The organism is Streptomyces sp. NPDC002935, from assembly GCF_040611295.1.
Lineage (GTDB): Bacteria > Actinomycetota > Actinomycetes > Streptomycetales > Streptomycetaceae > Streptomyces.
The window spans coordinates 1-22341 of sequence record NZ_JBEXNW010000023.1 but is presented as its reverse complement, the minus strand read 5'-3'; the positions used below and the strand labels follow the sequence as shown (position 1 = coordinate 22341).

The following is a 22341-nucleotide window of genomic DNA, read 5'->3' as shown; positions in this document are numbered from 1 at the left end:
GGATCGGGAGAGTGCGCGATCTTCCCGAAGGATTCATGCAGGTCAGACGGATGATAAGTCGTTACGGAAGCGTGCTCTCCAGAGCCATGTGCGCGTATCAGATCACTGACTGACAGTTCGTGTGAGAATCCGATCAACGCCAACTTGCCACGGATATACATCTGACTCCTCAACATGAGGAGCCGTCTCCATGTAAGTGTTCACAATTGATCGATCCATCAGTCCACGCAAAGGCGCAGATAGGCCATCCATCTGAAAGTAGGGCTTGCTTGAGAGATGACTATCTTGCCACTTCAGCCACGAATCCAAAGAATCACCAGAGAGAGTCGAACGCCAAGGGCAAGCATCATTTAATCCCCACCCGTAAGATTTATAGCTAGTCGGATTGGAGGGTGGAATGACCTGGAAGGCAAAACTATTCGACGTGGCACCGGACGCGTAAACCTTTAGCGTACCGAAGTCGCGTACTGGATTCTGGGTCATGAAGTCCTGATTAAGAGTTACACTCAAAGCGCCCGATGATTCGTCAACCGACCCTATCGAGAACGAGAATTTTGGGCGGAAGTCGCTTTTGCAGGCCGTGACTGCATACGATAAGGATGTTCCCGATTTGTCAGTCACGACATCGACCCAATACCCCCTCCCCTCGAAGATATTCTCCGTGAGATCCTTACCCCGGACCGGCTGCACGAATAATGGAGCGCCAAGCTCCTCTCTGAATTTCGCGAAGCTATAGCCGGCATGCAGGGAGGTCAGCTTCTCGTACTCGGCTTCCTTCCAGTCAAAGCGTGACTCGTACCAGCCCTTGAGGTCACTCGCAGCTGTAAACAGCGTAATCACAGAAGAAATAAGCACTGCCGAAAATGCCAGCACCGTCAGGAATACATTTCGCTTAGTCCACTCATCGAAACGGCCAGCCATGTGGCGCTCGCCCGTCACACCACCGGAACCCGCCGCGCCACCAGACGCCGCCCCGGACTGACCCGGCACCACACCACCGGAACCCGCCGCGCCACCAGACGCCGCCCCGGACTGACCCGGCACCACACCACCGGAACCCGCCGCGCCATTCGCAGGAGATGTAGGCACTTTACCCCCAAAGTCCCTAGTAATCAGTCTAGTTACTAGCATGGCAGAGAATGGCACTACCCAGTGGCAGTTCGGGTCTTCTGCTAGCCGCCTCCACTGAAGTGTCGCGAGGTGCCTGGCCGGTGCGCGAAGACAAAGGGATCTCCACTCCAAGCCTGGGACGCCATGTGTCCTACGTGTCCGACTGTCCGGTTGAAGCTCTGACCTGCACAAATAGGTGGGACAGCGAGATTCGCCAGTGTCCCACCTGTCCGACCTGAGCATCGGGCTGCAACACCCACAGGGTGTTGCAGCCCCTCACGTCGTCGCCTCCCGCCAGGCTTTAACAACCAGAGGTGCCCTCGCGCCCCTCTCCCGTGCGCGTGAGGGGCGTGTGAGCGAGTGGGGATAGCGCGACCCTCATGGCTACCTTGCAGGTCAGAGCCATAATCGAGAATTTCATGAGCATGCTCTCCGGAGCCGTGTGCGCAGGTTCGAATCCTGCCGGGGGCACTCGCCACACAGCCAGCAAGAATCACCCGCTGAGCTGGGCGGATGCCTAGACGAGAGAGCGGGAGTCAGTCTCACTGACTCCCGCTCTTTCTCGTTGCCTCTCAGCGTTCACGACACACCTCCGACACACAGTTGGGAGCGTGTCGGACGCCGCACGAAACGTCGCAAATTGCGATCATGATGCGATGGATGAAGGAACCGCGGCGCTGACCGCGGGCGCCTTCGCGCTGATCGGCGCGTTTGCGAGCGCTGGCGCAGCGATGTGGGGTGCTCGAACGGGCGCTGCCAAAGGGTTGGAAGCGGCGCACGCCCAGGTCGAAGGGCAGGAGAAGGCCGAGCATAGGCATTGGGCACGGGAGCAGCGCATGCTGACCTTGATGGAGGTACTTGATCAGCTTGCGGCCCTTCAAAGCACCTTGAATGCCGCGAAGGTGAAACTCACCCTCGGAGAAGTGCCACCGGACTCCCTGCATGAGCAGTACAGGACCGCCCAGGGAGCATTGCTGCGAATTCTTCCTCGCCTTTCGGTGTGGGGTCCGGAGTTGGGACCAGAAATCAATACCAAACTCATCAATCAGGCGGATCAGGTTTACAAGTCGTGGTGGGCCTGGCAGTCGGCAGTTACTGACGGGCTTCTGGCGGACGCGTATAGTGAAACTTTTCAGAGGTGCGACCGTGAGCTCACAACGTTGCATGTGGAGTTCGCCAAAATGGCAGCGCAGGCTCTGAGAGAGCCAGAAAAAGCACCTTAGAGGGCGATCGCAATCCACGACCGCCCTCGGAACGCGCGCCATCCGCTAGTTTGCGTCGCCGTCCTCTTCTAGCGACTTGGCAATCTTCGCATTCGCAGCTTCCTCGTGACCGTCGATACAACCGTGATACCGGCGGTGGATTACCTCAGGGGAGTTGCCGACCCGCCGGGCCACCTCGGCGATGGGCACCCCAGCGTTCAGCCACCGCGTGATGCAGGCATGCCGCAAGTCGTATGGACGGCCGGCCAGTGGCGAGTCGATGCGCTCCGACGGCAGTGCGTACTCGCGCGCCTCCTCCCACACCCGCCAGTAGGTGGACGAGCCGACCACTCCCCCGCGCTCGTTCCCGAACACGCGCCCTTCCTTAGCCGTTCCAAAGTCCTTCAGGTGAGCCTGGAGGATTGCGACCACAACCGGCGGGATCGGGACCGGCCGGTCGGTGGACGCTTCGCGCGCCTTCAAGCCACGGCGGTCATGCCTCTCCCCGGAATCCGTCCACTGCTTGCCGGAGACGGGGCGCGTCTCCCGCAGCGTCAGCACGCCCCAACCCGTCTCCGGCAGGTGGCAGTCCGACACCCGGAGCCCCGCCGCCTCAGCAGGCCGGAGCCCGGCGTAGTACAGGACTGCGTAGAAGGCAACCAGTCGTCTTCCACGGCACCGATCCCATGAACCGACGTAGGAAACGGCGGTGAGCAACTGGCGGGCCTGTACAGCGTTCACCAGGACACGCCTGTCCACCACATCGGTGGAACCCACACGTCGCTTGCTGGCCCGCTGCAGCGGATTCTCTCGGAGTTCCCCGCGGTCCACTGCGTATTCGAGTGCGGTGTTCAGGGCGCGGCGGCGCCGCTTGTACGTCTCACCTGCCGCACGGACGCCATCGAGACGGTAGCCAAGGCGGTACTGGACGTCTTCGAAGACCTCCGCATCGGTCAGATCCAGGACCGGCCGGTCAGACGTTGTCAGCCACTCGTACGCGGCCCTCAACTCCGCCGGCGGCTCCTCCCTCGCGTTCGTGGGCACAATGCCCCACCGGAACGCGAGCCGAAGATCCGTATCTTCCGGAACGCCCTCTCCGCGCTGAACCATGGCGAGGGCAACGGCCGCGAGCCCGTCCGCCATGCTCTCCCGCGACTTGGCCGCACTGGTGCGCCACCGGCCTGCGATGTACTTCCGGCAGAACTCGAACCATCGCAACGGAGTCTTAGCTTCGGCGGCTTCTGCTGCCGCGCGGATCTCAGACTCTGGCAGTCCCGATTCCTCGTGGAACGCTTCGCCGCGTCGCATGGCCTGCCACAGTTCCGATCGACGGCTGTCGGCGAGCGCGGAAGTGGCGAAGGTGTCACCGTGCACCTGTCCGGCCACTACCCAACGCAGTCGGTAAGGGCGAGACTTCCGACCGGTCTTCGTGACCCTCCACAGGCGGATGTCGAGGGAGTAGCACGATCGGGCGGACCCGCGAGGTCGCCCGGCCGGGGAGTCGTTGGGCGTGCTCACGCGGCATCCTCCCGCTCCGCAAGCCAGCGCTCGTACTCGGAGCGGCGAATGCGCACGTCGCCGTTCGGCAGCTTGATCGAGCGCGGGCCCTTCCCGAGCTGACGCCACCGGTAGAAGGTCGACGGAGCCACCTTCAGATCAGTGATGACCTCGGCGACGGTCAACTTCTCGTCCAGCGCGCGGCCGCTCATACCGCCGTCCCTTCGGCTTCGCTCGACCCGGACAGCCCGGACAGCTCCAATTCCGACTGTCCGGGTCGTTCTTGCAGCTCAGGGGGGTTAACAGGACAGCCGGACAGCCCGGACACCTCCAGGGCGCCCTGTGTCCGGGTCTCGGTGTCCGAGTAGTACCGGCCGCCAGCGTCCCTGGTGAGCTGTCCCGCCTCGGCCATGCGGGCGCAGGTCCGGCGGATCGTGTCCAGGTCGACGTGCGACAGCTCGCCTGCCATGTCCTTGGGCTTCGCACCGGGATGCGCACGGACGTACCGGAGGATCGTGGCTCGGGTGTCTCCGACGGTGTGGTCGGTGGCCGGGCCGTCCAGCAAGTGCCAGGCGCCGGAGGCGGGTTGGAAGCTGAGGGCGTACTCGGCTTCGTCCACGTCGCGGCCGGTGACGTGCAGGACGCCGTCCGCCTGCCCGCGCGCCCGCTTCAGTACGAGCGTTGCGTCCGCGGCGCCCGCAATGCCGTTGGTCCCGGAGACCTCCGTCAGGAAGTCGTCCGAGCCTGCCTTGCGGACGTGGTGGACCAGAACGACCGCGATGCCGTAGTGGTCCGCAAGGCGCTTCGCGTAGCCGACGGAGACATAGTCCGCGTCATACGCGGACACACCCTGTGGGGCTTGGCCGCGCATCTTGGCGAACACATCGATGACGACCATGCGGGCGTCGGGGTTGCGGTCCAGCCACTGCGCGATGGCTTCGGTGCCGCCCTGGGGAAAGGGCGGGCACTCGGTCACGAGGGTGAGGCCAGCGGGCGCCGGCTGGCCTCCCAGGAGCTTGCCCATGCGGGTCTGGAGACGGCGCGGGGTGTCTTCCAGGGCGAGGTAAAGGACGGGGCCACCCTGGACGGGGACGGAGTCGAACGCTTGCCCTCCGGCTGCGACCGCGAGGGCGAGCCCGAGCGAAAGCCAGGATTTGCCGACCTTGGGCGGTCCGGCGAGCAGGCTGACGCCTTCGGCGAGGATGCCGGGCACGGCCCATTTCGGTTCGGGGAAGTCCGCGGCCATGAGCTGATCGGCCGTCCACGCGGTCCGCGGACGCTCCCGCTTCGGCGGCGGCACGGTCGGCTGTTGGGGGTCGCTGGGGACGGAGTACAGGTGCAGGGGCGGGATCGGTTTGGTGCTCATGCCACGACCGTCCGGGGCCGACGTGCTCCGGCCCGCAGGCCCGATGCGATGGTGCGGCGGGCCTCGCGCTCGCCCTGGCCGAGCTGAAGGGCTGCGGTCAGGAGCCAGCCGGTCACGTCGGCTTCGCCCAGCTCGCCCCCGGCAACGAGCTGCCCGAGGGCGACGGAGGCGATGTAGAGGGCGTTGTTGTGCTGGTCCTCGCCGGAGGTGGCAACCCGCTCGACTTCCCCCTTGACCGCGGCCCGCAGGAACCCGATACGACGGCCGCTACCGGACAGGGCAACCCTGATCGGCTTTTGTGGGGGCAGTGGAGCGGGGCGCAGGAGTTCGGCGAGCCAGCCCGGCAATGGGGCCGCGGGGGCGTTGTGGGTGATCTCGTAGGGGTGTCCGTTGAAGGTGCTGCCCGCGCCGACGACAAGGCCGCCAGCGGCACGAGTGTCGACCTTCCAGCCGAGCCCGCGGGCGCTGTCCCCGGCCGTGTTGCGCAAGGTCTCCCCCTCGGGGGCGGTGAAGTACAGGTGAGTTCCGCCGCTCCAGGTGCGGACCGTGTACGTGTCGGCAGGGAAGGGCTGGCCGTGGTGTTCGCAGAGCACGGCGAGGACGTCGGCGCCGTCGGTGACGCCGTGTTCGGCCCAGTGCGCCGGCGGGGTGTCGTCGGCGTGCTTGGGCCGGTCAAGGTCGATGACGACCAGCTTCGAGGGGCCGGTGGCGATGCCGAGGTTGTAGGCGCCGACGCACCACGCGACGGTGATGCGGTCCGGGTCGGTGGTGGCGCGGGGCTCCCAGTCGGCGAGGGCGGGGCGCTTGTCTCCGGGGATCAGGGGGAAGACGTGCCAGCCTCGTGACGCTGCGTCGAGCGCTGAGGTGAGCTGGGCAGAGCCGTCCGTGTGCGGCATGCTGAAGGTTCCTGTTCTCTTTCGGGTGGACAGGGAGAACCGCGGCGGCGGGCGACCTTGCTGGGGAGTCCCGCCGCCGCGGCGTTGCTACTGGTTCTTGACCCAACGGGCGTATTCCTGGCGGACGTAGCCGCGCGGGTGGGCGAGCGTGGCCGGGTCCTCCGGGCTGTACGGGTCGCCGTAGTAGTCGCCGTCGCCGTCCCGGTCGGCCTCGATGAGCTGCCGGGCGGCATTGGCTGCGATGTCGTCGTTGCCGTTGGGGACGCCCTCGGCTTCGTAGCTCAGGACGATGCGGTCCAGCACGGCGGCTTTGCGCAGCCAGTACTCACGGCCCACACCGTCGTCCTGCGAGCGGCTGCTCACTGTCCTGGCCGCCGCGGCGGTCCATCCGATCTCGCGGATGATGTCCGGGGCAGCGGCGTAGGCGTCCTCGGGTGAAGGCCATGCCGTTAGCCACACCTCGGTCTCGTACAGACGTTGCGTTGCGGCGTGCAGCTTGGCGTCCAGCACGGCGGGCGCAGCGTCGGTGAAGGAGTGGAGAGCGACGGTGGCGGCGATGATCACGTCGCAGAGTTCGTCGGCCACGTCAGCGCGGCTGTGTGTAATGCCCTTGCGGGGGTTCTGCCCGGTCATGCCGATGTATGCGGCGGCGACCTCGCCCGCTTCCTCCGTCACCTTGAGCAGGCGTACAGAGATTTCATTCTCACCGGTGCCGTTGGCCTCGTTCAGAGCGGAGACGATGCGACTGATGGCGGGCCACAGTGCGGTACTCATGCGGACTTCCTCTCAGCGGTAGGGAGTTGCAGGGGTTGGGCTTTTGGGTGCGGGCCGCTGAGGCAGGTGCCGCACGTTGGTCTGCTTGATGCGGGTGGCGGCGTCGTCGTGGAAGCGGTGGGTGCCGAGATCACGCGTTCCGGCCCGGTGGCGAGGCGCCTCGGGGTGGGTGTGGTTCCACTGCTCTGCGCACACCTTGTGGACGGGCTCGTCAGTGTGGGAGCGCATCGGCGTCGGCTTGCGGCACAGGACGCAGGGCAGGTCTTCGAACCGGTCGAAGTGCAGTGCCTCGCACCAGATCAGCAGGCGTACGACGCCCGCATTCATGCGGCGCGGTGGTGCGTCGGCAGCTCCGGCAGGCCCACCGCTTCCAGGGCGTTGGGATCGAAGCCGGGCAAGGCGGCGCGGGTGACGAGGGCCTGCGCGAGGGATTCGGCGTAGGCGGCGCCGCTGCGGGCCACCTCGATCTGTGTCGTGCCGCGGATCGTCTCGACGCGCTCGATGTGGGTGCGTTCCTCGCGCCGGTCGCTCACGTGTCGCTCGTACGCCACTCGCGTGCGGCGGTCGTCGCGCCAGTACCGCGCGGCGAGCCCGTAGGCGACGGCGGTGGCGAGCACCCACAGCAGGAGCGGAAGCGAGAGGCCGTCGGCGTATCCGGCCACGCCCGCGAGGACGAGTCCTCCAGAGGCGGCGAACGCGGTTCCGGCGATAACGGGGTCTCCGGCCTGGCCGATGCTCGCGCACACGCCGGCCGCTGCGGCAGCGAGGGAGAGCGCGGTCATCAGCACGGCGTTGCCGATGGAGTGTTCGGCGCCGTTGGCGTTCCAGATGCGGGCCAGGATCAGCACGGTGGACGTGGCCACGGCGGGCGCTGCTTTGGGGGCGATGAGGGCGAGCCAGTGCCGGGCGATGATCTGTTCGTTCACGGCCGGACTCCTGTCACAGGTCGGGGATGGCGTTGATGACGGCGCGGGTGAGTTCGTTGATGGGTCCGGCGGCGCCGGTTGAGGCGAGGAAGAACCCGAACATCGCGGCGATGAACGCGGCTCCGTAGCCGAGGGACTTGGAGCGGAGCAGGAAGAACAGGACGAGTCCGAAGAGCAGGACCAGGGAGACGGTCACGGCCATGGGGTGGCCTCCTTTCGTGTCAGCGGGTGCCTGCGCGGTAGATCCGTGAGGCGCGGTTGTAGAGCCAGCGGCCGATGCGGACGCGTTTGCCGCGGCCCTTGCAGCGGCGGCAGTGCTTGCCGCGCTTGGGGCGTCCCTTGCGGTCGGTGGTGGTGGCGAAGCCGAAGCCGTTGCACTTGCGGCAGGTGCCGAACGGGCTCCCGACACACAGAGCGCCATAACAGAGCGTGATGGCGAGTAGGCATGCCATAGCGAGGGTTACGGGGGTCATCGGGGTCCCTCCGGGCTGTTTTCCGGGGTTTTCGCAGGTGGGGTGTTATCCGCTAGCTCCCTGATCGGATGCTGTTTGGGGTGCTAGCGGGGGTGCTACCGGTAGCAGGCGCGCCCGCTACCGGTAGCGGGGGTGCGGGGCTAGGCGGCACCCCGGTTTCCGTCACGCTCCGCAATCGCGGTGGTGAGGTCGTCGCGGACGATGCCGCGGCGGGTGGTGCGCTCGCCGTCGTCGGTAGTCCCGGCTATGCCGGTGGTCTTGATGCCGTGCGGCTTAAGCGCGCTGGTGACGTTCTCGCCCTTCCATCCGCCGTAGACCGCTGGCCGCAGCTCCACGAGCCGGGCGGCGATCCGCTCGTTCCACACCCGCTTCTCCGAGGCGGGCACGACCGCGGCGACGTCGGCGAGCAGGTCGTAGGACGGTCCGGCCGTGCTCTCGGCGTCCTCACCGAGAGCACGGCCGGACAGGGTGCCTTCGGCCTTGCGCAGGGCGAGGGCGCGCTGGGCGATGGTGTTGGTGGCCGGGTCGTCGAGGTAGGCGGTGCGGACCACGCTCGGCAGGGGGCCGGCACCGGCGAGGTAGCCGTTGCCTGCGTCGATCTCCGGTCGGAATGCGGTGGCGCGCACGCCGTTCCTGTACGCGCTCGTGCCGAGGATCATGTCGTTCTCGACCTGCCCGGCGACCCGGAGGCAGAAGCGGATGGACACGTTGCCGCTGATCCCCGTCGGGAGCGAGTCCTTGTCGGGGCGCTGGGTGGCCAGGATCAGGATCACCCCGAGGGCGCGACCGAGCTTGATGATGAACTCGGCGTCCTCACCTGCCTGTTTGCCGTACTTGGGGTGGGCGAAAAGGTTCTGGCACTCGTCGAACACGGCCAGCAGCGGCCACAGCTTGAGCGAGCGCTTGTCGGCGATGGTGCGGGTGATGCGCTTGTCCGGGCACAGGTCTCGCGGCAGCTTCTTGATCGCGGCTGCGCGTCGCATGACCTCGGCGCGCAGCAGGGTGAGGGAGTCGGCGGCGTACTTGATGGAGTCGTCGTCGATGCCGGAGACGAACCGGTGGCAGGTGCAGGCGAGGGCGTCCACGTCGCCGGTGCCTTTCAGCTCGTGCAGCCACATTTCCACCGACGGGTCCAGTGCCGCACCGCAGGCCAGCACGCGGACGGAGGCGGTCTTGCCCTGGCCGGGCTGGGAGCCGATCAGCACGTTGTGCTGGATCATCGGCACCGACTGGCCACGGCCGCGCGGGTCCAGGCCGAACGGGATGCCCTTGAAGATGTCGTGCCTGCGGGCGCCTGCGAGCTGCCATTTGACGATGCCGGTCTTGGACAGGTCCCGGTCCCCCACCCACAGGATCAGGCGTCCCTCGTGCTCGTTGGGGTCGGCGTCCGGCCACACGCACCCGAGCGGCCGGCGCAGGCCGGAGGCGAGTCGGGCACGCCGGTCGGCTACGTCCGCGACAGTGACTCCGAGCGGCAGGTCGATGTCCGCGCGCCAGCCGGGGCCCTCGCGAGTGATGGGAGCGGCGAACTGGATGCCGTCCTTGCCCTTGGCCACGGCACTGGCGATCTGGCCGATCCCGATGGAGGCCATGGCCTTGATCACGATGTCGCTGGTCAGCTTCTGCACCTCGGTCTTGATGACCGCCCGCGTCGCCAGTGGAGCATCCGCCGGCGCCCCGGCCAGCCCGAAGCCGAGCACCGCCACCGTGGCGGCGATGACCTGCGTCATCGGCTCCGCGCCGTAGACCAGGAACAGGACCGTGCCCAGCGTGAACAGGGAGCCGATGATGGTGAGGATCATCCGCAGGCGGACGCGGCGGTCGCGCTGCCGGGAGAGCTTCAGGTACTCATCCACCTGCTCGTTCGTGGCCGTGTACTGGCGCAGTGCCTCGCCCTCGGCGTCTACGGACCAGCGGCCGACCTTGGCCAGGGTGTGGAGGGCGCCGCGCGGGGAACGCCAGATCAGTTTGGGCAGGTAGACGACCGGGACGCGGACCGTGTGGAAGGCGACGGTGTGCCAGGCGTGCCCGGCCAGCCAGCCAAGTGCTTCCCGGAACTCCGCGGCCGACTTGAGCCAGGCCGGGAAGACGTCCAGCCGCTTGGAGTTCTTGATCCGGTCGATCACGCCGGGGCCGGACACGGTCGGCACTGTGCTGTCGACCAGCGTCGGCCGTCCGTCGGCCGACCCGGTCGGCTCCGGGTCGGCCGACTGCGACGGACCGGAGTCGGCCGACGGGTCGGGGGCCGGGTCGGTCGACTCACCGCGCGCGGTGCGGGCCTTGCCGAGGTCGACCACCTCGCCCCCGGCCGGGGCACCGGGGTCGGTCATTTCGGCTTCGAGCCGGTTGAAGAGTTCGTTGTCGTCGTCGGGGTGTTTCACTGACAGTTCCTTCTCTCGGGAGGGAAAGGGCGGGCCCGGCCGTCGCTGTAGGAGGTGAGCGGTCGGGCCCGCCGTGCTGGTCATGCGGCGCACTGTTCCTCGGGGTAGGCGCAGGACACGCAGGCTCCGAGCGAGGTCGGGATGACGTATCCGGCGTCCAACAGGCACAGGGGGCAGGTGCGGCGGGCGAGCATCGCCAGGGCGAGCGCACCCCACTTGCGGGAGGTCATCGGCCGCACGAGACGGGCGTGGTCGACGCGGTAGAGGTAGGCGACCTGAACCCCGGACTTCCGGCCCCGGTGGCGGCGCATGACCTGCGCTGCGATCGGTTGTCCGCCGGGCCTCAGCCCGCGGTCCCGGAGCTGACGGCGGGTGGCGTAGCCATCGGGGGCGAAGCGCCACGGGAAGGTGGGGACCCCGTACCGCGTGCCGTCGGGGTCGAAGCACTCATTGAACGCCGTGGACATCAGGCCGCCACCGCCCCGGACACGTCGCCAGCCGTGAGGAACTGTCGACCGATCCACTCGGTGTAGGCGGGCGGGATCGCCTCGGTCAGTTCTCCGCGGACGTCGGTCCATGTGATGCCCATCGCCGACTGCATCTCGGGGACGGTGGCCTTGCCGCCGCCGGAGCCGTACGGGGCGACATAGGGGCCGTCGAAGTAGCGGCCGTGTCGATACCCGCGGACCCGTCCGCGGTGCGGGACATGGACCGGCTGCGTGGTCGTCCAGCCGCCCAACTCGAAATTGCGGTGCCGGATCACCCCGAGCCCGAACATCTCCCCGCACAAGGTCACGTGCTTACGGATCTGCGCGCGGCCGTTGGGCTGCTCGATGACGTACGGCAGACCGGTCCGGTCGAGCAGCTCGCGGGTGGGGGCCACAAGGTCCTCGTGCGTGCCGCCCCAACCCTGCGACTGATTGGTGCCCACCGTGAGAGCGCACTTCCCCTGGCACGGCGGAGAGGCGTGCACGAGCGCGTACCGCTCGATCTCCCCGGAACAGATCAGCGCGGCAAGTCGTTCCAGGGCGTCGCCCCGGTGCTGCGAGAAGGGGTAGCTGAGCCGATCGACGATGTCCACACCGTCCACGGCGAACCCCGCATGGTGGTAGCCCATCGCGGCGCCACCGGCGCACGAGAACAGATCGAGCAGACGCGGCCGGCTCATGCCGCCACCCCCACGACCGGCGCACTCGTGCGGGCCCCGGTTCGGCCGGAACGACGACCGGTGACGGTCGCGAACAGCCGACCCAGGCCAGCCCGGCGCATTCCGGCGCGCGCTTGCTTGGCCGCGTACATCGCCTCATCCGCCCGCCGCAGCAGCCCCGACAGGTCATCGTCGGGGAAGTCCGCGGCACGTACCCAGCCGAGCGAGACCGTGGTGTGTACGTCCGGGTCGTGGCCGTCGACCGGGCGGGCGAGCACGCCGTGCAGGACGGCGAGCAGGTCGCCCGCGGTGCCGTGGTCATCGATGACGACGGCGGCGAACTCGTCGCCCCCGAGCCGCCCGGCGACCCCGGCACGGCCGACGTGGTGGGTGAGCCGGTCGGCGGTCGCCTTCAGCAGCGCGTCCCCGGCCGCATGGCCGTGAGTGTCGTTGATCTGCTTGAAGCGGTCCACGTCGGCCAGCACCACCACGGCGCGCGGGTCCTTGAGCAGAGCGGTGGCGCGGCAGGTGAACCCGTCGCGGGTCCATAAGCCGGTCAGCGGGTCACGCCGTGCCGTGTTGAGACGGGCCCGCAGCCTCCAGGCGTGGACAGCCCAGCCCGCGGCCGGGGCCAGTGCGGGGAGCAGGACGGTGGCCGGGGTGCTCATGCTGCCGCCCCCTCGTCGCGCTCGCCGTCGTCGGTACGGTCGATGGGGTGCAGGCGTCGGCCGTCTGCGCGCTCGCCGAGCAGCAGGTCCCGCAGCACGCGGGAGTTTGCGGCCGAGCAGTGCAGCGTGGTGCGGATCGCTTCAGCGTTGATCGCGTCGTCCGCCCACTCGGCCGTGGCCTCGCGGGCTTCGGCCAGCAGTTCAGCGGGAGTCCGCGGTGCCTTGCCGGTCTTGGGCTTGGGTTTGACGGTGCGCTTGCGCGGCGGCTTGGGCGTCTCCTGCTTCGGCGGCTCCGCGCTCTGCGGCAGAACGGGCGACAGGTCGTCGCTGGCCGGGGCCAGCTCGCCCAACTTCAACAGCACCCGCTGCGGCCGCGGTGTCTTGGAACGCCACCGCCGGCCGAACCGCTCGCGCAGCTCCGCACGGGCCAACTGCCGCTCACGCTCCCGCCCCAAAGCATCGGAGTAGGACGTGACCTCCCACAGCGTCATCCGGCGCCACAGGGCGAACGTCGACAGCGGGGCGAGCACCCAGCGCGAGCGACGGATCTTCTCCATCCGCCGGCCCGTGACGGCGCCGATGCGAGAGGCGTAGACGTGCGCGGCCACCTCGGACAGGACCACCCACAGCAGCGGCATCGTGCCGTGCGCGAGCTTCGCGGACAGCGAGTGCCCAGCCGCGATGTTGAGCCAGCACGTCACCCCAGTCAGCGCCCACGGCACGAACCTCACCCAGCCCAGTGGCATGTCCGTACGGATCAGCAGCAGGAACGCTGCAGTGAACACCGGGATCGCCGTGTCGATGCCCACCGGCAGCATCCACGGGGAGGCGAACCCCCAGCGCGCCCCGGCCGCGGACACGGCCTCGAAGGAAGAGGCCAGGCCCAGCCCGCCGACGCTGGCCGCGAGTACGGCGACCGCGCCTAACAGCCACAGTTCCGGTGTCGTCAGCGGCGGCACGGCCGGACTCTCGATGGTCTCCGGCGCGCTCATGCGCTCTCACCGTCCTGAGATGCCCGGAGCTGGGCCTCCATCAGTTCGGCTTCCACGTCGCCGGCCTGGCCGTCGACGATGCGTTGATAGACGGCCTCGCTCTCCAGGAACATGCGGTCCTGGAAGTTCTGGTCCTCGCTCATGCCGCCGCCCCCTTGCGCACCGGGCGACGGCCGGCGGGACGGGCCAGCGGGATGACGTTGAACAGCTCCGGCGCGTACGACTCGATCGCCTCGGCGGCGATCCGGCTCACGGCGTCGGGCAGATGCGGGTTGTCGGCGAGGATGTCGCGCGCCGCATCCAAGCGAGCCGCACGCTCTTCGTCCGTCTCGCCCTCCACCCCGAGCCACAGCTCAACCGGGGTGCCGAGCGCCAGTTCCACAAAGTCGTTCGTGGTCAGGGCCTCATGGCCTGCAACGAACGTGCGCAACCTCGAACTACTCACAGATCTCTCCTGAGTCGAAGGAGCAGGGAGAACCCGGCGGCGGGCGACCTTGCTGGGGAGTCCCGCCGCAGGGCGTGCTTGAACAGGTCGGGACAGCCATGGCTGCCCGTTCAGTCATGCGATACATGCTTGAACGTGTATCTCACAGTGGCGCGCCTGATTGCGGCTGTCAAGTCCTTCACTGCTTTCGGGTTGCCCTGCGGCGTGACATCAGATTGCCGCTCACGGGTGGGACGAAGTCACCACGTCCCTGGACGACTTGGGACGTCCTCGCTAGCGTTCACTGAGTCATGCACGTCCCCAGACGTCCCCGGGAGTTGGGATGGCGAACGAACGCTTACGATCAGCGATGTTGACGAACGGCATCACGGTCGACGCCATGGCAACCCACATCGGAGTGGACCCAAAGACCGTCGAGCGCTGGATAACTCAGGACCGTGCGCCCTACCGGCGCCACCGCCTTGCCGTCGCCGCGTTCCTGCGCGAAGACGAGGCATATCTCTGGCCGAACGGCCTTCCCGACGGCCAGCGTCAGGACGCAGCCGACGCCGAGGTCCTGAAGGTGTACCCGCACCGCTCCTACGTTCCCCCGGATCTCTGGCTTCAGCTCTTTGGCCGCGCTCAGCGGGAGATAGGCCTACTCGTCCACGCGGGCGTCTTCCTCGCGGAGAACCCGCGGTGGCCCCAACTGCTGAAGCTGAAGGCGTCGTCCGGCGTACGGGCCCGGATCCTGCTAGGCGACCCCAGCAGTCCGGAGATCCAGCGGCGGGGCGAAGAGGAGGAGATAGGCGAAGGCGTCGCCTACAAAGTGCGCGAGGTCATGAAGCTCTACCGTCCGCTGTACTCGGTCCCGGGCATCGAGTTCCGGAAGCACAGGTCAACTCTTCACAATTCGCTCTACCGCTCCGACGACGAGTGGCTGGTCAACACGCAGGTCTACGGGGTGAGCGCCCCCATGGCCCCGGTGCTCCACCTCCGCCGTGTCGCTGGCGCCGAGCTGGTCTCGACGTACCAGCAGAGCTTCGAGAAAGTGTGGTCCGAAGCCATCCCCATTGAAGGGTCCTCATGAGTCGCCGTACCGACTACTTCAACGATCCAGCCGCGCCAAAGGCCAACAGCATCGTGCCCGCGGTAACCGCGTTCGTCGTCAACGACGCGGGCGACGTACTCCTGGAGCAACGTTCGGACAACGGGCGCTGGGGCATGCCCGGTGGCGTTCAGGAAGTCGGGGAGAATATCGCTGGCACCGTCGTCCGGGAGGTCCTGGAGGAGACGGGGATTCACGTCGAAGTGGTCGGCCTGGTCGGCATCTTCACCGACCCCGGACACGTCATCGCCTTCGCAGACGGAGAGGTGCGTCAGGAGTTCTCGCTCTGTTTCCGAGCCAGGCCGCTCGGCGGCGAGATCAAGGTGAGTTCGGAGTCATTCGCAGTGCGGTGGGTCCCGAGAACAGAGCTGGCGTCTCTCGATGTCTCGCCAACTACACGTCGACGCCTCGAAGCGGGGTTCCGCAACGCCGAGGTCCCGTTGATCAGTTGAGCTTTGTCTCCACTGCCTCGGCTCGGCTCCGTACCCGGGCCACCCTGGCCATGAGTTCGGGCCGGGCTTCGGATACTGCCCGGAAGACGACGTGTTCGGGACCGTACCGCTCCAGAACTTCGGAGAGCCGCTTGGCAGGGTCCACAAGGTCCCCGGTCGGAGTACTGGTCAGGTCGCAGTAGGTGATCGCGTCTACCAATTCGGGTTCGGCGGGCCCGAACTCGGTCAGCGCATCGTCCAGCCCAAGTTGGGATGCTTCCCACGACGAGGACGTGTGGAAGGCCACGATGCTGCACAGGCGTGGGTCAGCCTCCACAACGTCGCGCAAGTACCGGGCCCCGTCGATCATGTGCTGTCCGGTATCCACGGCGTCTCTGGCATAACCGATGTCGTGCACGATGGCTGCGGCCGCCAGCAGCTCGGCGTCCTCTCCCAGCGTCGGTGCCAGGGTCAGCGCCTGGGAGTGAACCCTCTGGGAGTGCGCCCACCGCTGCGGCAGGTTGTCGGCCAACAGCGACTCAGCAAGATCGTAGGCCCACTTGGCCAGTTGCATCTTCTACTGCCTCCGAGGCAATCGGGAGTTCAGGAAGGAGAGCTGACGAACCGACCAACCCCGTGCCGCGCCTCGACATGGCCGGCGGTCTCCAGCTCACGCACAGCCCGGCGAACCGTGCCACGAGACACCCCGTACCTCTCGACAAGGGCGGCTTCACTGGGAAGACGCGCTCCAGAGGGCAGGTCGCCGCTCCGGATCTGATCCAACAGGTCGGCCATGATCCGTTCGTAAGGTGCATTCCCAGCACCCCCGGCGACAATGCGGCCAACGCCGGCAACGGTCTTGATGTCCCCCGATTCCTCGAGGTCATGCAGCGCGCGCCGAACTGTCGTACGAGCCACCTCGAACTCGCGCCCAATCTCGGCCTCGGACGGCAACCCGTCCACATAGACCCCAGCGGCGATCCGCTCGCGCAACGCCTGAGAGATCACCTGATACGTCCCGCGAGGGCTAGGGCTCGGCACGCATTCCTCCTTCGGAGACCGTCGCGTTCAAGCTTCCCACGTGGATCCGCACTGTGTGTCCCAGCTGTCCGACTGTCCGGATATGGCTCTCACCAGCACTAACAGGCCGGACAGTTCAGAAGACCGCTGTCCGGCCTGTCCGGTCACAGACGGCTGCAACACGCGGGGTGTTACAGCCCGGAGAGTGACGTTTTCCCTACCTGATCAAGGCACCCGCCGCGCACGCGAGGCGCGTGCGGCCCGCGCGCCTACGGCTCAGGGTTGATGGGTGGGACAACCCGCGGTGGCTGGGGCGGTCGGCTCCACAAAACCCACACCCAGGCACCCATCCGCCGTTAGAATCAGCGAGATTCGGACCACCAGAAGGGCGAAAAATGCAGGGCAGCGCACCACAGACATTCACCATCGCCGAATTCCTAAAATGGGACGACGATAAAGAGCTGAACCTGAATCCGAAATTCCAAAGAGGTCCTGTCTGGGCGTCTCCTGCACGCAGCTACCTCATCGACTCAATTATTCGCGGATACCCCATCCCGAAACTTCTACTACGCACCAATATCGACAGGGATACTCGGCGAACAATCCGTGACGTCGTGGACGGGCAGCAGCGACTTCGCACAATCATTGATTTCGCAGCCGGCAAGTTCGCCCTCACATCCAAGGCAGGAGAGTACCGGGGATACAGGTACTCCGACCTGGAGGATGAGGAGAAGGATGCATTCCTGGCTTACAAGCTAACCTGCGAGCAACTCATCAATGCTAGCGACGAAGACGTCCTGGAAGTATTTCTCCGTATCAACTCGTACGCCGTACCGGTGAACGGATCCGAGCTTCGCAACGCCCGCTTCGACAACGCCTTTTCATCGTATGTGAAGGACCTGACTCGAAAGATCCCGTTCGTTTGGGAGCTGGGGGTTATCTCAAACCGCGACAGAGTCCGCATGAATGACCACTCGACCATCGCGGAACTACTCGGGTTCATGATGCGAGGAGTTGCCGAGGGAGCCGACTCCGATATCACCGAGCTTTACGAGTCGCACATCGAGACCCTGGAAAGCGAACTCCCTTCAGAGGAACTCTTTATCCAGGTAATGCAGACAACCTCGGACCTGCTGGCGGATTTCAAGAACGAAGCGATTTCCACGCGCCCGAATTTCCTGATACTGGCAGCTGCTGTCATGTACAGCATGGGGGTTTTGCCGGAGGGTCGACTGGCATTCGCAAAGGTCGAGGAACCTGGCTCGATGCTGAACGATCGAGACCTGGCCGTGACCGCCATCGGCCACCTCAACACTGCGATCGACACCCCGGCAGAAGACCTGGACAAACGCGCACTGCCATTCATCGAGGCGCGATCGTCCAGCCAGCGCATGGCTAGCCGCCAGGTCCGCTTTGAGTATTTCTGCCGCGCACTCGCTGGGAAGTCTTTCTACGACATGTAAGGGGATTCGGGGGTGGTTCCCAACCTGCGTGACATAAGTAAGGATTTTGGTCGCGAAGCAGACGAAATTGAGAGCTGCTTCCATCAGTGCGCCTCGATGGCTCCCGTCTCCGCATACAAGGTTGCATATATACCTGCCACCGACGGCTGCCTTACTGCACTCTGGGATTTGTGGGGACGATTCATACGGTCTGTCGTCATAACCAGCGCTGCGAGTGAAACGGTTGGAGGGTCCGGAACCCGCTACGTGCCGAGGCGCCCACGTAACGAGCGCGATGCGCTGAGAAAACTCAAGACTGACTCGTTCAGCCAGAATAATAGAATTCGCATGATGGGTGGCGAGCCCACCTGGTCCGCTCCCGAGATGCTTCTAGACATCTGTCAGTCGTTGACTATTCCGGCCACGCATCCACTGTATGGCGCCGTTACGGCCAACAGCATCAGCCTTCCGTTCGGAAACTCCGCCCCTAATCCAATCGAGGAAATTAGGGAGGTGCGGAATTTCTGCGCCCACAAAGGCGACAAGACCTACGACCGTATGAAGCGTCACTTCCGGCAGGGATGCACCGACGCGCACAGCCACATGTGCCAAACCGGGGTCGGCGGCATTGCCAATTTCTCACACTGGGTGGACTGCCTCAAGCTAGTCACAGAAGCTGCAACAAACTAATTTGGGCAGTTCCGGTTGGACGGCCGCTCGGGCGAGAAATCAGTCTCGGGCGCCCGTCGCTTCCTAGATCGATAGCAGATAAGCTCGCCCATGACTTAAAAGACGACGCTCAATTTCATGATGTGGTGAGCTTTCAGCGCCCCAAATCTACTGACCGTGGAACATCGCGGGAAAGCGACATTTGAGGAGGGTCATCGTGGGTGGACGGCTGCGCGTCGGTCAGGTGTACCGATATGCGAGTGGGAAGGACCAGGCGTCGCCTGAGGTCGACGGATTTCCCAACTTCCATCACGTGACGCACTCTCCGGGCCTGAAGCGGGCGTTGCTCGAACGTGGCATCAACGGCATGGCCAAGGTCTCGGCGCCAGGTGGTGCACGTCGGCCGGCCATCTTCATCCGGTCGAGTCCGTGGAAGGCTGGCACCGAGCAGACGCCGTGGCACGACGTGTTCGATATGGACAACGGTCACGTCCGCTACTTCGGTGACCACAAGGCTGGCCTGAGCGCTACTCCCGGTACCACCACGGGGAACGCCACGCTGTTGGATGCCTTCGACGGCTATCAGGGCCACACCCCGGAGGATCGGACGAAGGCAACTCCCCTGTTGTTGTTCCGTTCCGTGTCGCGCAACGGCCAGCCGAAGGGGCATGTCGAGTTCTGTGGGTTGGGTGTTATCGAGCGGACCGAGCGCCTGGTGCAGTGGGGCGGGCGCGAGCACACGACGTTTGTCAACTACGTCTACGACATTGCCCTGATCGACCTGACTGCCGAGGACGAAGAGGTCACGTGGGAGTGGATCGAGGCTCGCAGGAATGGGGCTGTAGCTGACTCCGCCGCCCTCGACCTTGCACCGAAGGCTTGGCGCGAGTGGGTCAAGAACGGCAATTCGGCACTGCCCAGGCTGCGGCGCCGCGTGGCACGTGCCAAGGTCACTAAGGTCCGAGACCAACGGCCGCAGCCCGGCAGCCCTGAGCTTGTCGACCTGGAGTTGGTCTACAAGCACTTCGATGGGCGCAAGCACGACTTTGAGGCCTTGGCATCCGCTGTAGCGGCCCGGGTCTTGCGCGGTTCGGGGCACAGCTACGTCGAAGGATGGCTGACGCGACGGTCTGGCGACGGCGGCGCCGACTTCGTGGGACGCATCGACCTCGGTAGCGGCTTGGCTGGCACCAGCCTCGTTGTACTGGGCCAGGCCAAGTGCGTGAAGCTGGACAACCTCGTCAGTGCAGAGCAGATCGCTCGGATCGTGGCCCGACTCCGGCGGGGCTGGATCGGGGTGTACGTCACGACCGGGGCTTATTCGGAGCCAGCCCAGACCGAGATTGTGGAGGACCAATATCCCATCGTCCTGATCAACGGCTTGGACCTTGTCCGTGAGCTCAGGGGTATGGCCCGTGACGACCACGGCGGCAACCTCACGGCCTGCATCGAGCACATACTGGCCGGGCAGGAGACTGTGATCACGAATCGGCGGCCGGAAGAGATCCTGCTTGAGTGAGCATCCTTGGCCGCAGCCTATTCGCGGACGCCAGCGACGCCATCGGGTGCCCGAAAGTCTCTGACCTGCTGGAACGCGTGAGACACACGGGGCCTCCGGAATCACGACCAGCCTCGAACTCGCTGCCGAGATGAAGCGTCGCTACAGCTCTGAGCCAGCCGCTCAGGAGTATCTGGCACGTCTGCGCGCTTGGACAAGAGAAGCCCGGATTCCTGCCGCAGTAGCGAACTCAGGTGGCTGAGCACGCTAGGTGGCCGCCGCGCGCCCCAGTCGCCTCATCCGGTGCTGCCGACCATTCCCGCCCCTTCGGGAGCACCACGCGCAGTATCCATATCCTCCGGCCATGAGACTCTTCCGATCGCGCGCCAAGCGGACGACTGAACCCCCTGTGTCGCGGGCCATGGCCCTGTACACGGCCGGGCGCTACGCAGAGGCGGTGACCGAGGCCCGTGCTGTGGCCCGGTCACTGCCACACGATGACACGTACACACCGCTGGCACTGAGCATCACCGCAAACGCGACGGGCGCCCAGGGCCGCCACGCCGACGCTCTCGCCATATACGACGAAGTGCTGCCGGCCGTCGGAAAGTCTTTCGGAGCCGATCACTGGCAGACCCTGAAACTGCGCTCCGACCGCGCCCAGACGCTGGCCGAGCTCGGTCGGTACGCCGAGTGTGAGGCAGAGTGTGCGGCCGTCGCCCAGACCGCGAGCGGCGGTACAGGGGAGCTGCAAAACGTAGTAAGGGCTGCCAGTAACGGGCTGGTCTTCGCTCTCAGCGCGCAGGAGCGCCACCCAGAGGCCGAGGCACGCGCCCGCGAGGCCCTGGCCGCCCATCCTGAACCGGACCGGCTGACTCTGGCATTGAGGATCGGCCTGGCACGCAGCCTCAACGGCCAAGCCCGCCACGGGGAGGCCCTCGCCGAGGCGGAGCGCGCCCGTGAGCTGTGCCGCAGCCTGCCCGCGGAGGGCCGCCCAGCGACCGGCGCCATCGAGCTGGCCATAGCCACCGCCCTCCTGGGACTACGCCGCGGCACCGAAGCTCGCCTTCAGGCCGCAGCTGCTCACGATGCCTGTCTGGCCTCATACGGCCCGGACCATCGCCGCACAGTCGAGGCTCAGGCTCTGCTCGACCGAATAGACGGCGCTTGATCGGACGCGCACCGAGACTCCGAACACTGGGGTCCCAGGTGTCCGACTGTCCGATTAGGGCCCTGAACTGCACGGACACCCCGGACAGCTATGTTTCCAGCTGTCCGGGGTGTCCGGTCTGATGGCCTCAGATGTCGGTTAGGACCCGCGGTCGCGGGTACGACCGGTTCCCGATGTCAAGGTGTCCGCACGACTTACCCCGGTTAGTAGTGAAGGCAGCACCGGTCTCCCGCGCCATGGCCGGGAAGAACAGTTGCGCCTCAGGCGACTGGCCCGAAGTGACCCAGTCGCAGCCTGGGCTTTCCCGCAAAGCCCACAGCAAGAGCCGCCGCCCGAGGCCCTGCCGCTGCCATTCGTCGATGATCGAGATTTTCGCGATCATCCCGAACCGGCAGTCGTGGCAGGCGTTCCAGATCAGGATTGCGTGATCGAGCCCGTCCCGATCGCACACCCGGATCACCTTGCAGTCCGTACGCGCGCTGTTCGGGTAGTACAGGAAGATCTTCTCTTCCTTCGGTTTGGTCGTCTTGATCCACCACCATCGGAACTCGCTTACGCCTTCCGGCATTTGCCCTCCATCAGCCAATAGAGAAACCGTACGGTCCTCCACTGACAGCCCGGGCACGTCACCAGCACGGGCCAGCCGGACGACAGCAGATAGACACAAGCGGCTGTAACACCCGGGGTGTTGCAGCCCGTCGGCGGAGCCGACCTCTCAATGGGCGCAGGAGCCGGAGGCGACTTCCGACTTCGCACTATTTGCGATACAGGAGGGCACCACACGCCTCCGGGGATCAAGGAACCTGCTGGTCAGATCCCATCCGCAAGCCGAACTCTGATTGTGCTCCGGAGCCGTGTGTGGAGTAACCGTCCGCCAGGGGTGGATCTTGCCACCCAACTACTGTCGATGCTCGACAAAGTTCCCGCGGTGGCCGGTGTGGTCGGCCGCCCGCGCAGCCAGCCCACCACCTTGCTCGCGGACCGCGGCTACGACCACGACAAGTAACGGAGACTGTGGGCCCGCGGGATCTGTCCGCACGTCGCCACGCGGGGGTGCAGCAGCTGTCGAGATACAGTTCGAACGCGACTGATCTTTGCGCACGTCATTGCGCGTGCGCGGGCTTACACATGGGGGAACTAATGCTT

At 66.1% G+C, this 22341-nt stretch carries 26 protein-coding genes and 1 pseudogene; 7 read left to right on the top strand and 20 right to left on the bottom strand.

Translation table 11 applies throughout. The features are described from left to right. Positions 1 to 102 precede the first annotated feature (102 nt). Positions 103 to 1089, bottom strand: coding sequence for a hypothetical protein (locus ABZX90_RS27835; RefSeq protein ID WP_355209219.1), 987 nt, complete (start codon positions 1087 to 1089; stop codon positions 103 to 105). Between the two features lie 632 nt (positions 1090 to 1721). On the opposite strand from ABZX90_RS27835, the gene ABZX90_RS27830 reads away from it, so the two are divergent. Beyond that, entirely contained in the window at positions 1722 to 2333 is a 612-nt protein-coding gene (locus ABZX90_RS27830; protein ID WP_355209216.1) for a hypothetical protein, read from the top strand. A gap of 45 nt (positions 2334 to 2378) precedes the next feature. Here ABZX90_RS27830 and ABZX90_RS27825 read toward each other — a convergent pair whose 3' ends face one another. The 16 genes from ABZX90_RS27825 to ABZX90_RS27750 form a co-directional block, all read right to left on the bottom strand. Further along, complete coding sequence (locus ABZX90_RS27825; protein WP_355209213.1) at positions 2379 to 3620, bottom strand: site-specific integrase; 1242 nt, start codon at positions 3618 to 3620, stop codon at positions 2379 to 2381. Positions 3621 to 3826: 206 nt separating this feature from the next. Then, positions 3827 to 4021 (bottom strand): helix-turn-helix domain-containing protein, encoded by a 195-nt coding sequence (locus ABZX90_RS27820; RefSeq protein ID WP_355209210.1) that lies wholly within the window; start codon positions 4019 to 4021, stop codon positions 3827 to 3829. Beyond that, positions 4018 to 5175, bottom strand: a complete 1158-nt coding sequence (locus tag ABZX90_RS27815) for an AAA family ATPase (protein ID WP_355209207.1) — start codon at positions 5173 to 5175, stop codon at positions 4018 to 4020. The genes ABZX90_RS27820 and ABZX90_RS27815 overlap by 4 nt, the downstream gene beginning before the upstream one ends. After that, positions 5172 to 6071 carry a bifunctional DNA primase/polymerase gene (locus tag ABZX90_RS27810; RefSeq protein ID WP_355209205.1) on the bottom strand — a complete coding sequence of 300 codons (900 nt, stop codon included), beginning with the start codon at positions 6069 to 6071 and terminating at the stop codon, positions 5172 to 5174. The genes ABZX90_RS27815 and ABZX90_RS27810 overlap by 4 nt, the downstream gene beginning before the upstream one ends. An 87-nt stretch (positions 6072 to 6158) precedes the next feature. After that, a complete protein-coding gene (locus tag ABZX90_RS27805; RefSeq protein ID WP_355209202.1) occupies positions 6159 to 6845 on the bottom strand; it encodes a MazG-like family protein in 687 nt (228 codons plus the stop codon). 12 nt (positions 6846 to 6857) lie between these two features. After that, a complete protein-coding gene (locus ABZX90_RS27800) occupies positions 6858 to 7172 on the bottom strand; it encodes a hypothetical protein (RefSeq protein ID WP_355209199.1) in 315 nt (104 codons plus the stop codon). After that, positions 7169 to 7771 (bottom strand): hypothetical protein, encoded by a 603-nt coding sequence (locus ABZX90_RS27795; RefSeq protein WP_355209196.1) that lies wholly within the window; start codon positions 7769 to 7771, stop codon positions 7169 to 7171. Before ABZX90_RS27795 ends, ABZX90_RS27800 begins: the two co-directional genes overlap by 4 nt. 13 nt (positions 7772 to 7784) lie before the next feature. Further along, positions 7785 to 7973: a hypothetical protein gene (locus ABZX90_RS27790; RefSeq protein ID WP_164192113.1), complete on the bottom strand. Its 189-nt coding sequence runs from the start codon at positions 7971 to 7973 to the stop codon at positions 7785 to 7787. 19 nt (positions 7974 to 7992) lie between these two features. Beyond that, positions 7993 to 8244 (bottom strand): hypothetical protein, encoded by a 252-nt coding sequence (locus ABZX90_RS27785; protein ID WP_355209193.1) that lies wholly within the window; start codon positions 8242 to 8244, stop codon positions 7993 to 7995. A gap of 140 nt (positions 8245 to 8384) precedes the next feature. Continuing rightward, complete coding sequence (locus ABZX90_RS27780; RefSeq protein WP_355209190.1) at positions 8385 to 10625, bottom strand: cell division protein FtsK; 2241 nt, start codon at positions 10623 to 10625, stop codon at positions 8385 to 8387. Positions 10626 to 10705: 80 nt separating this feature from the next. Continuing rightward, on the bottom strand, positions 10706 to 11092 hold the full coding sequence (locus ABZX90_RS27775; RefSeq protein WP_355209187.1) for an RRQRL motif-containing zinc-binding protein: 387 nt from the start codon (positions 11090 to 11092) through the stop codon (positions 10706 to 10708). Next, a complete protein-coding gene (locus ABZX90_RS27770) occupies positions 11092 to 11793 on the bottom strand; it encodes a DNA methylase (protein WP_355209184.1) in 702 nt (233 codons plus the stop codon). The genes ABZX90_RS27775 and ABZX90_RS27770 overlap by 1 nt, the downstream gene beginning before the upstream one ends. Further along, on the bottom strand, positions 11790 to 12440 hold the full coding sequence (locus ABZX90_RS27765) for a GGDEF domain-containing protein (RefSeq protein ID WP_355209181.1): 651 nt from the start codon (positions 12438 to 12440) through the stop codon (positions 11790 to 11792). Before ABZX90_RS27765 ends, ABZX90_RS27770 begins: the two co-directional genes overlap by 4 nt. Next, positions 12437 to 13432, bottom strand: coding sequence for a DUF2637 domain-containing protein (locus ABZX90_RS27760; protein WP_355209178.1), 996 nt, complete (start codon positions 13430 to 13432; stop codon positions 12437 to 12439). Before ABZX90_RS27760 ends, ABZX90_RS27765 begins: the two co-directional genes overlap by 4 nt. Then, on the bottom strand, positions 13429 to 13575 hold the full coding sequence (locus ABZX90_RS27755; RefSeq protein ID WP_355209175.1) for a hypothetical protein: 147 nt from the start codon (positions 13573 to 13575) through the stop codon (positions 13429 to 13431). The genes ABZX90_RS27760 and ABZX90_RS27755 overlap by 4 nt, the downstream gene beginning before the upstream one ends. Beyond that, on the bottom strand, positions 13572 to 13862 hold the full coding sequence (locus tag ABZX90_RS27750) for a hypothetical protein (RefSeq protein ID WP_355209375.1): 291 nt from the start codon (positions 13860 to 13862) through the stop codon (positions 13572 to 13574). Before ABZX90_RS27750 ends, ABZX90_RS27755 begins: the two co-directional genes overlap by 4 nt. A gap of 337 nt (positions 13863 to 14199) precedes the next feature. On the opposite strand from ABZX90_RS27750, the gene ABZX90_RS27745 reads away from it, so the two are divergent. Beyond that, a complete protein-coding gene (locus tag ABZX90_RS27745; RefSeq protein WP_355209172.1) occupies positions 14200 to 14946 on the top strand; it encodes a helix-turn-helix transcriptional regulator in 747 nt (248 codons plus the stop codon). After that, positions 14943 to 15416, top strand: coding sequence for an NUDIX domain-containing protein (locus ABZX90_RS27740; protein WP_355209169.1), 474 nt, complete (start codon positions 14943 to 14945; stop codon positions 15414 to 15416). Before ABZX90_RS27745 ends, ABZX90_RS27740 begins: the two co-directional genes overlap by 4 nt. Here ABZX90_RS27740 and ABZX90_RS27735 read toward each other — a convergent pair. Further along, a complete protein-coding gene (locus ABZX90_RS27735) occupies positions 15409 to 15969 on the bottom strand; it encodes an HD domain-containing protein (RefSeq protein ID WP_355209166.1) in 561 nt (186 codons plus the stop codon). The genes ABZX90_RS27740 and ABZX90_RS27735 overlap by 8 nt on opposite strands. Positions 15970 to 15998: 29 nt before the next feature. Beyond that, complete coding sequence (locus ABZX90_RS27730; RefSeq protein ID WP_355209163.1) at positions 15999 to 16403, bottom strand: GntR family transcriptional regulator; 405 nt, start codon at positions 16401 to 16403, stop codon at positions 15999 to 16001. 407 nt (positions 16404 to 16810) lie between these two features. Here ABZX90_RS27730 and ABZX90_RS27725 point away from each other — a divergent pair, with 407 nt between their 5' ends. The 3 genes from ABZX90_RS27725 (at position 16811) to ABZX90_RS27715 (ending at position 21195) form a co-directional block, all read left to right on the top strand. Further along, positions 16811 to 17878 carry a DUF262 domain-containing protein gene (locus tag ABZX90_RS27725; protein WP_355209160.1) on the top strand — a complete coding sequence of 356 codons (1068 nt, stop codon included), beginning with the start codon at positions 16811 to 16813 and terminating at the stop codon, positions 17876 to 17878. 865 nt (positions 17879 to 18743) lie between these two features. Then, positions 18744 to 20045 carry a restriction endonuclease gene (locus ABZX90_RS27720; RefSeq protein ID WP_355209157.1) on the top strand — a complete coding sequence of 434 codons (1302 nt, stop codon included), beginning with the start codon at positions 18744 to 18746 and terminating at the stop codon, positions 20043 to 20045. Positions 20046 to 20388: 343 nt separating this feature from the next. Then, complete coding sequence (locus ABZX90_RS27715) at positions 20389 to 21195, top strand: tetratricopeptide repeat protein (protein WP_355209154.1); 807 nt, start codon at positions 20389 to 20391, stop codon at positions 21193 to 21195. 127 nt (positions 21196 to 21322) lie between these two features. Here the strand turns inward: ABZX90_RS27715 and ABZX90_RS27710 are convergent, their stop codons facing one another. Then, positions 21323 to 21763: a hypothetical protein gene (locus tag ABZX90_RS27710; RefSeq protein ID WP_355209151.1), complete on the bottom strand. Its 441-nt coding sequence runs from the start codon at positions 21761 to 21763 to the stop codon at positions 21323 to 21325. Positions 21764 to 22087: 324 nt separating this feature from the next. Between ABZX90_RS27710 and ABZX90_RS27705 the strand changes: the two are divergent. Beyond that, positions 22088 to 22198 (top strand): annotated as a pseudogene (locus ABZX90_RS27705) (IS5/IS1182 family transposase); the annotation flags it as partial. Positions 22199 to 22341 lie beyond the last annotated feature (143 nt).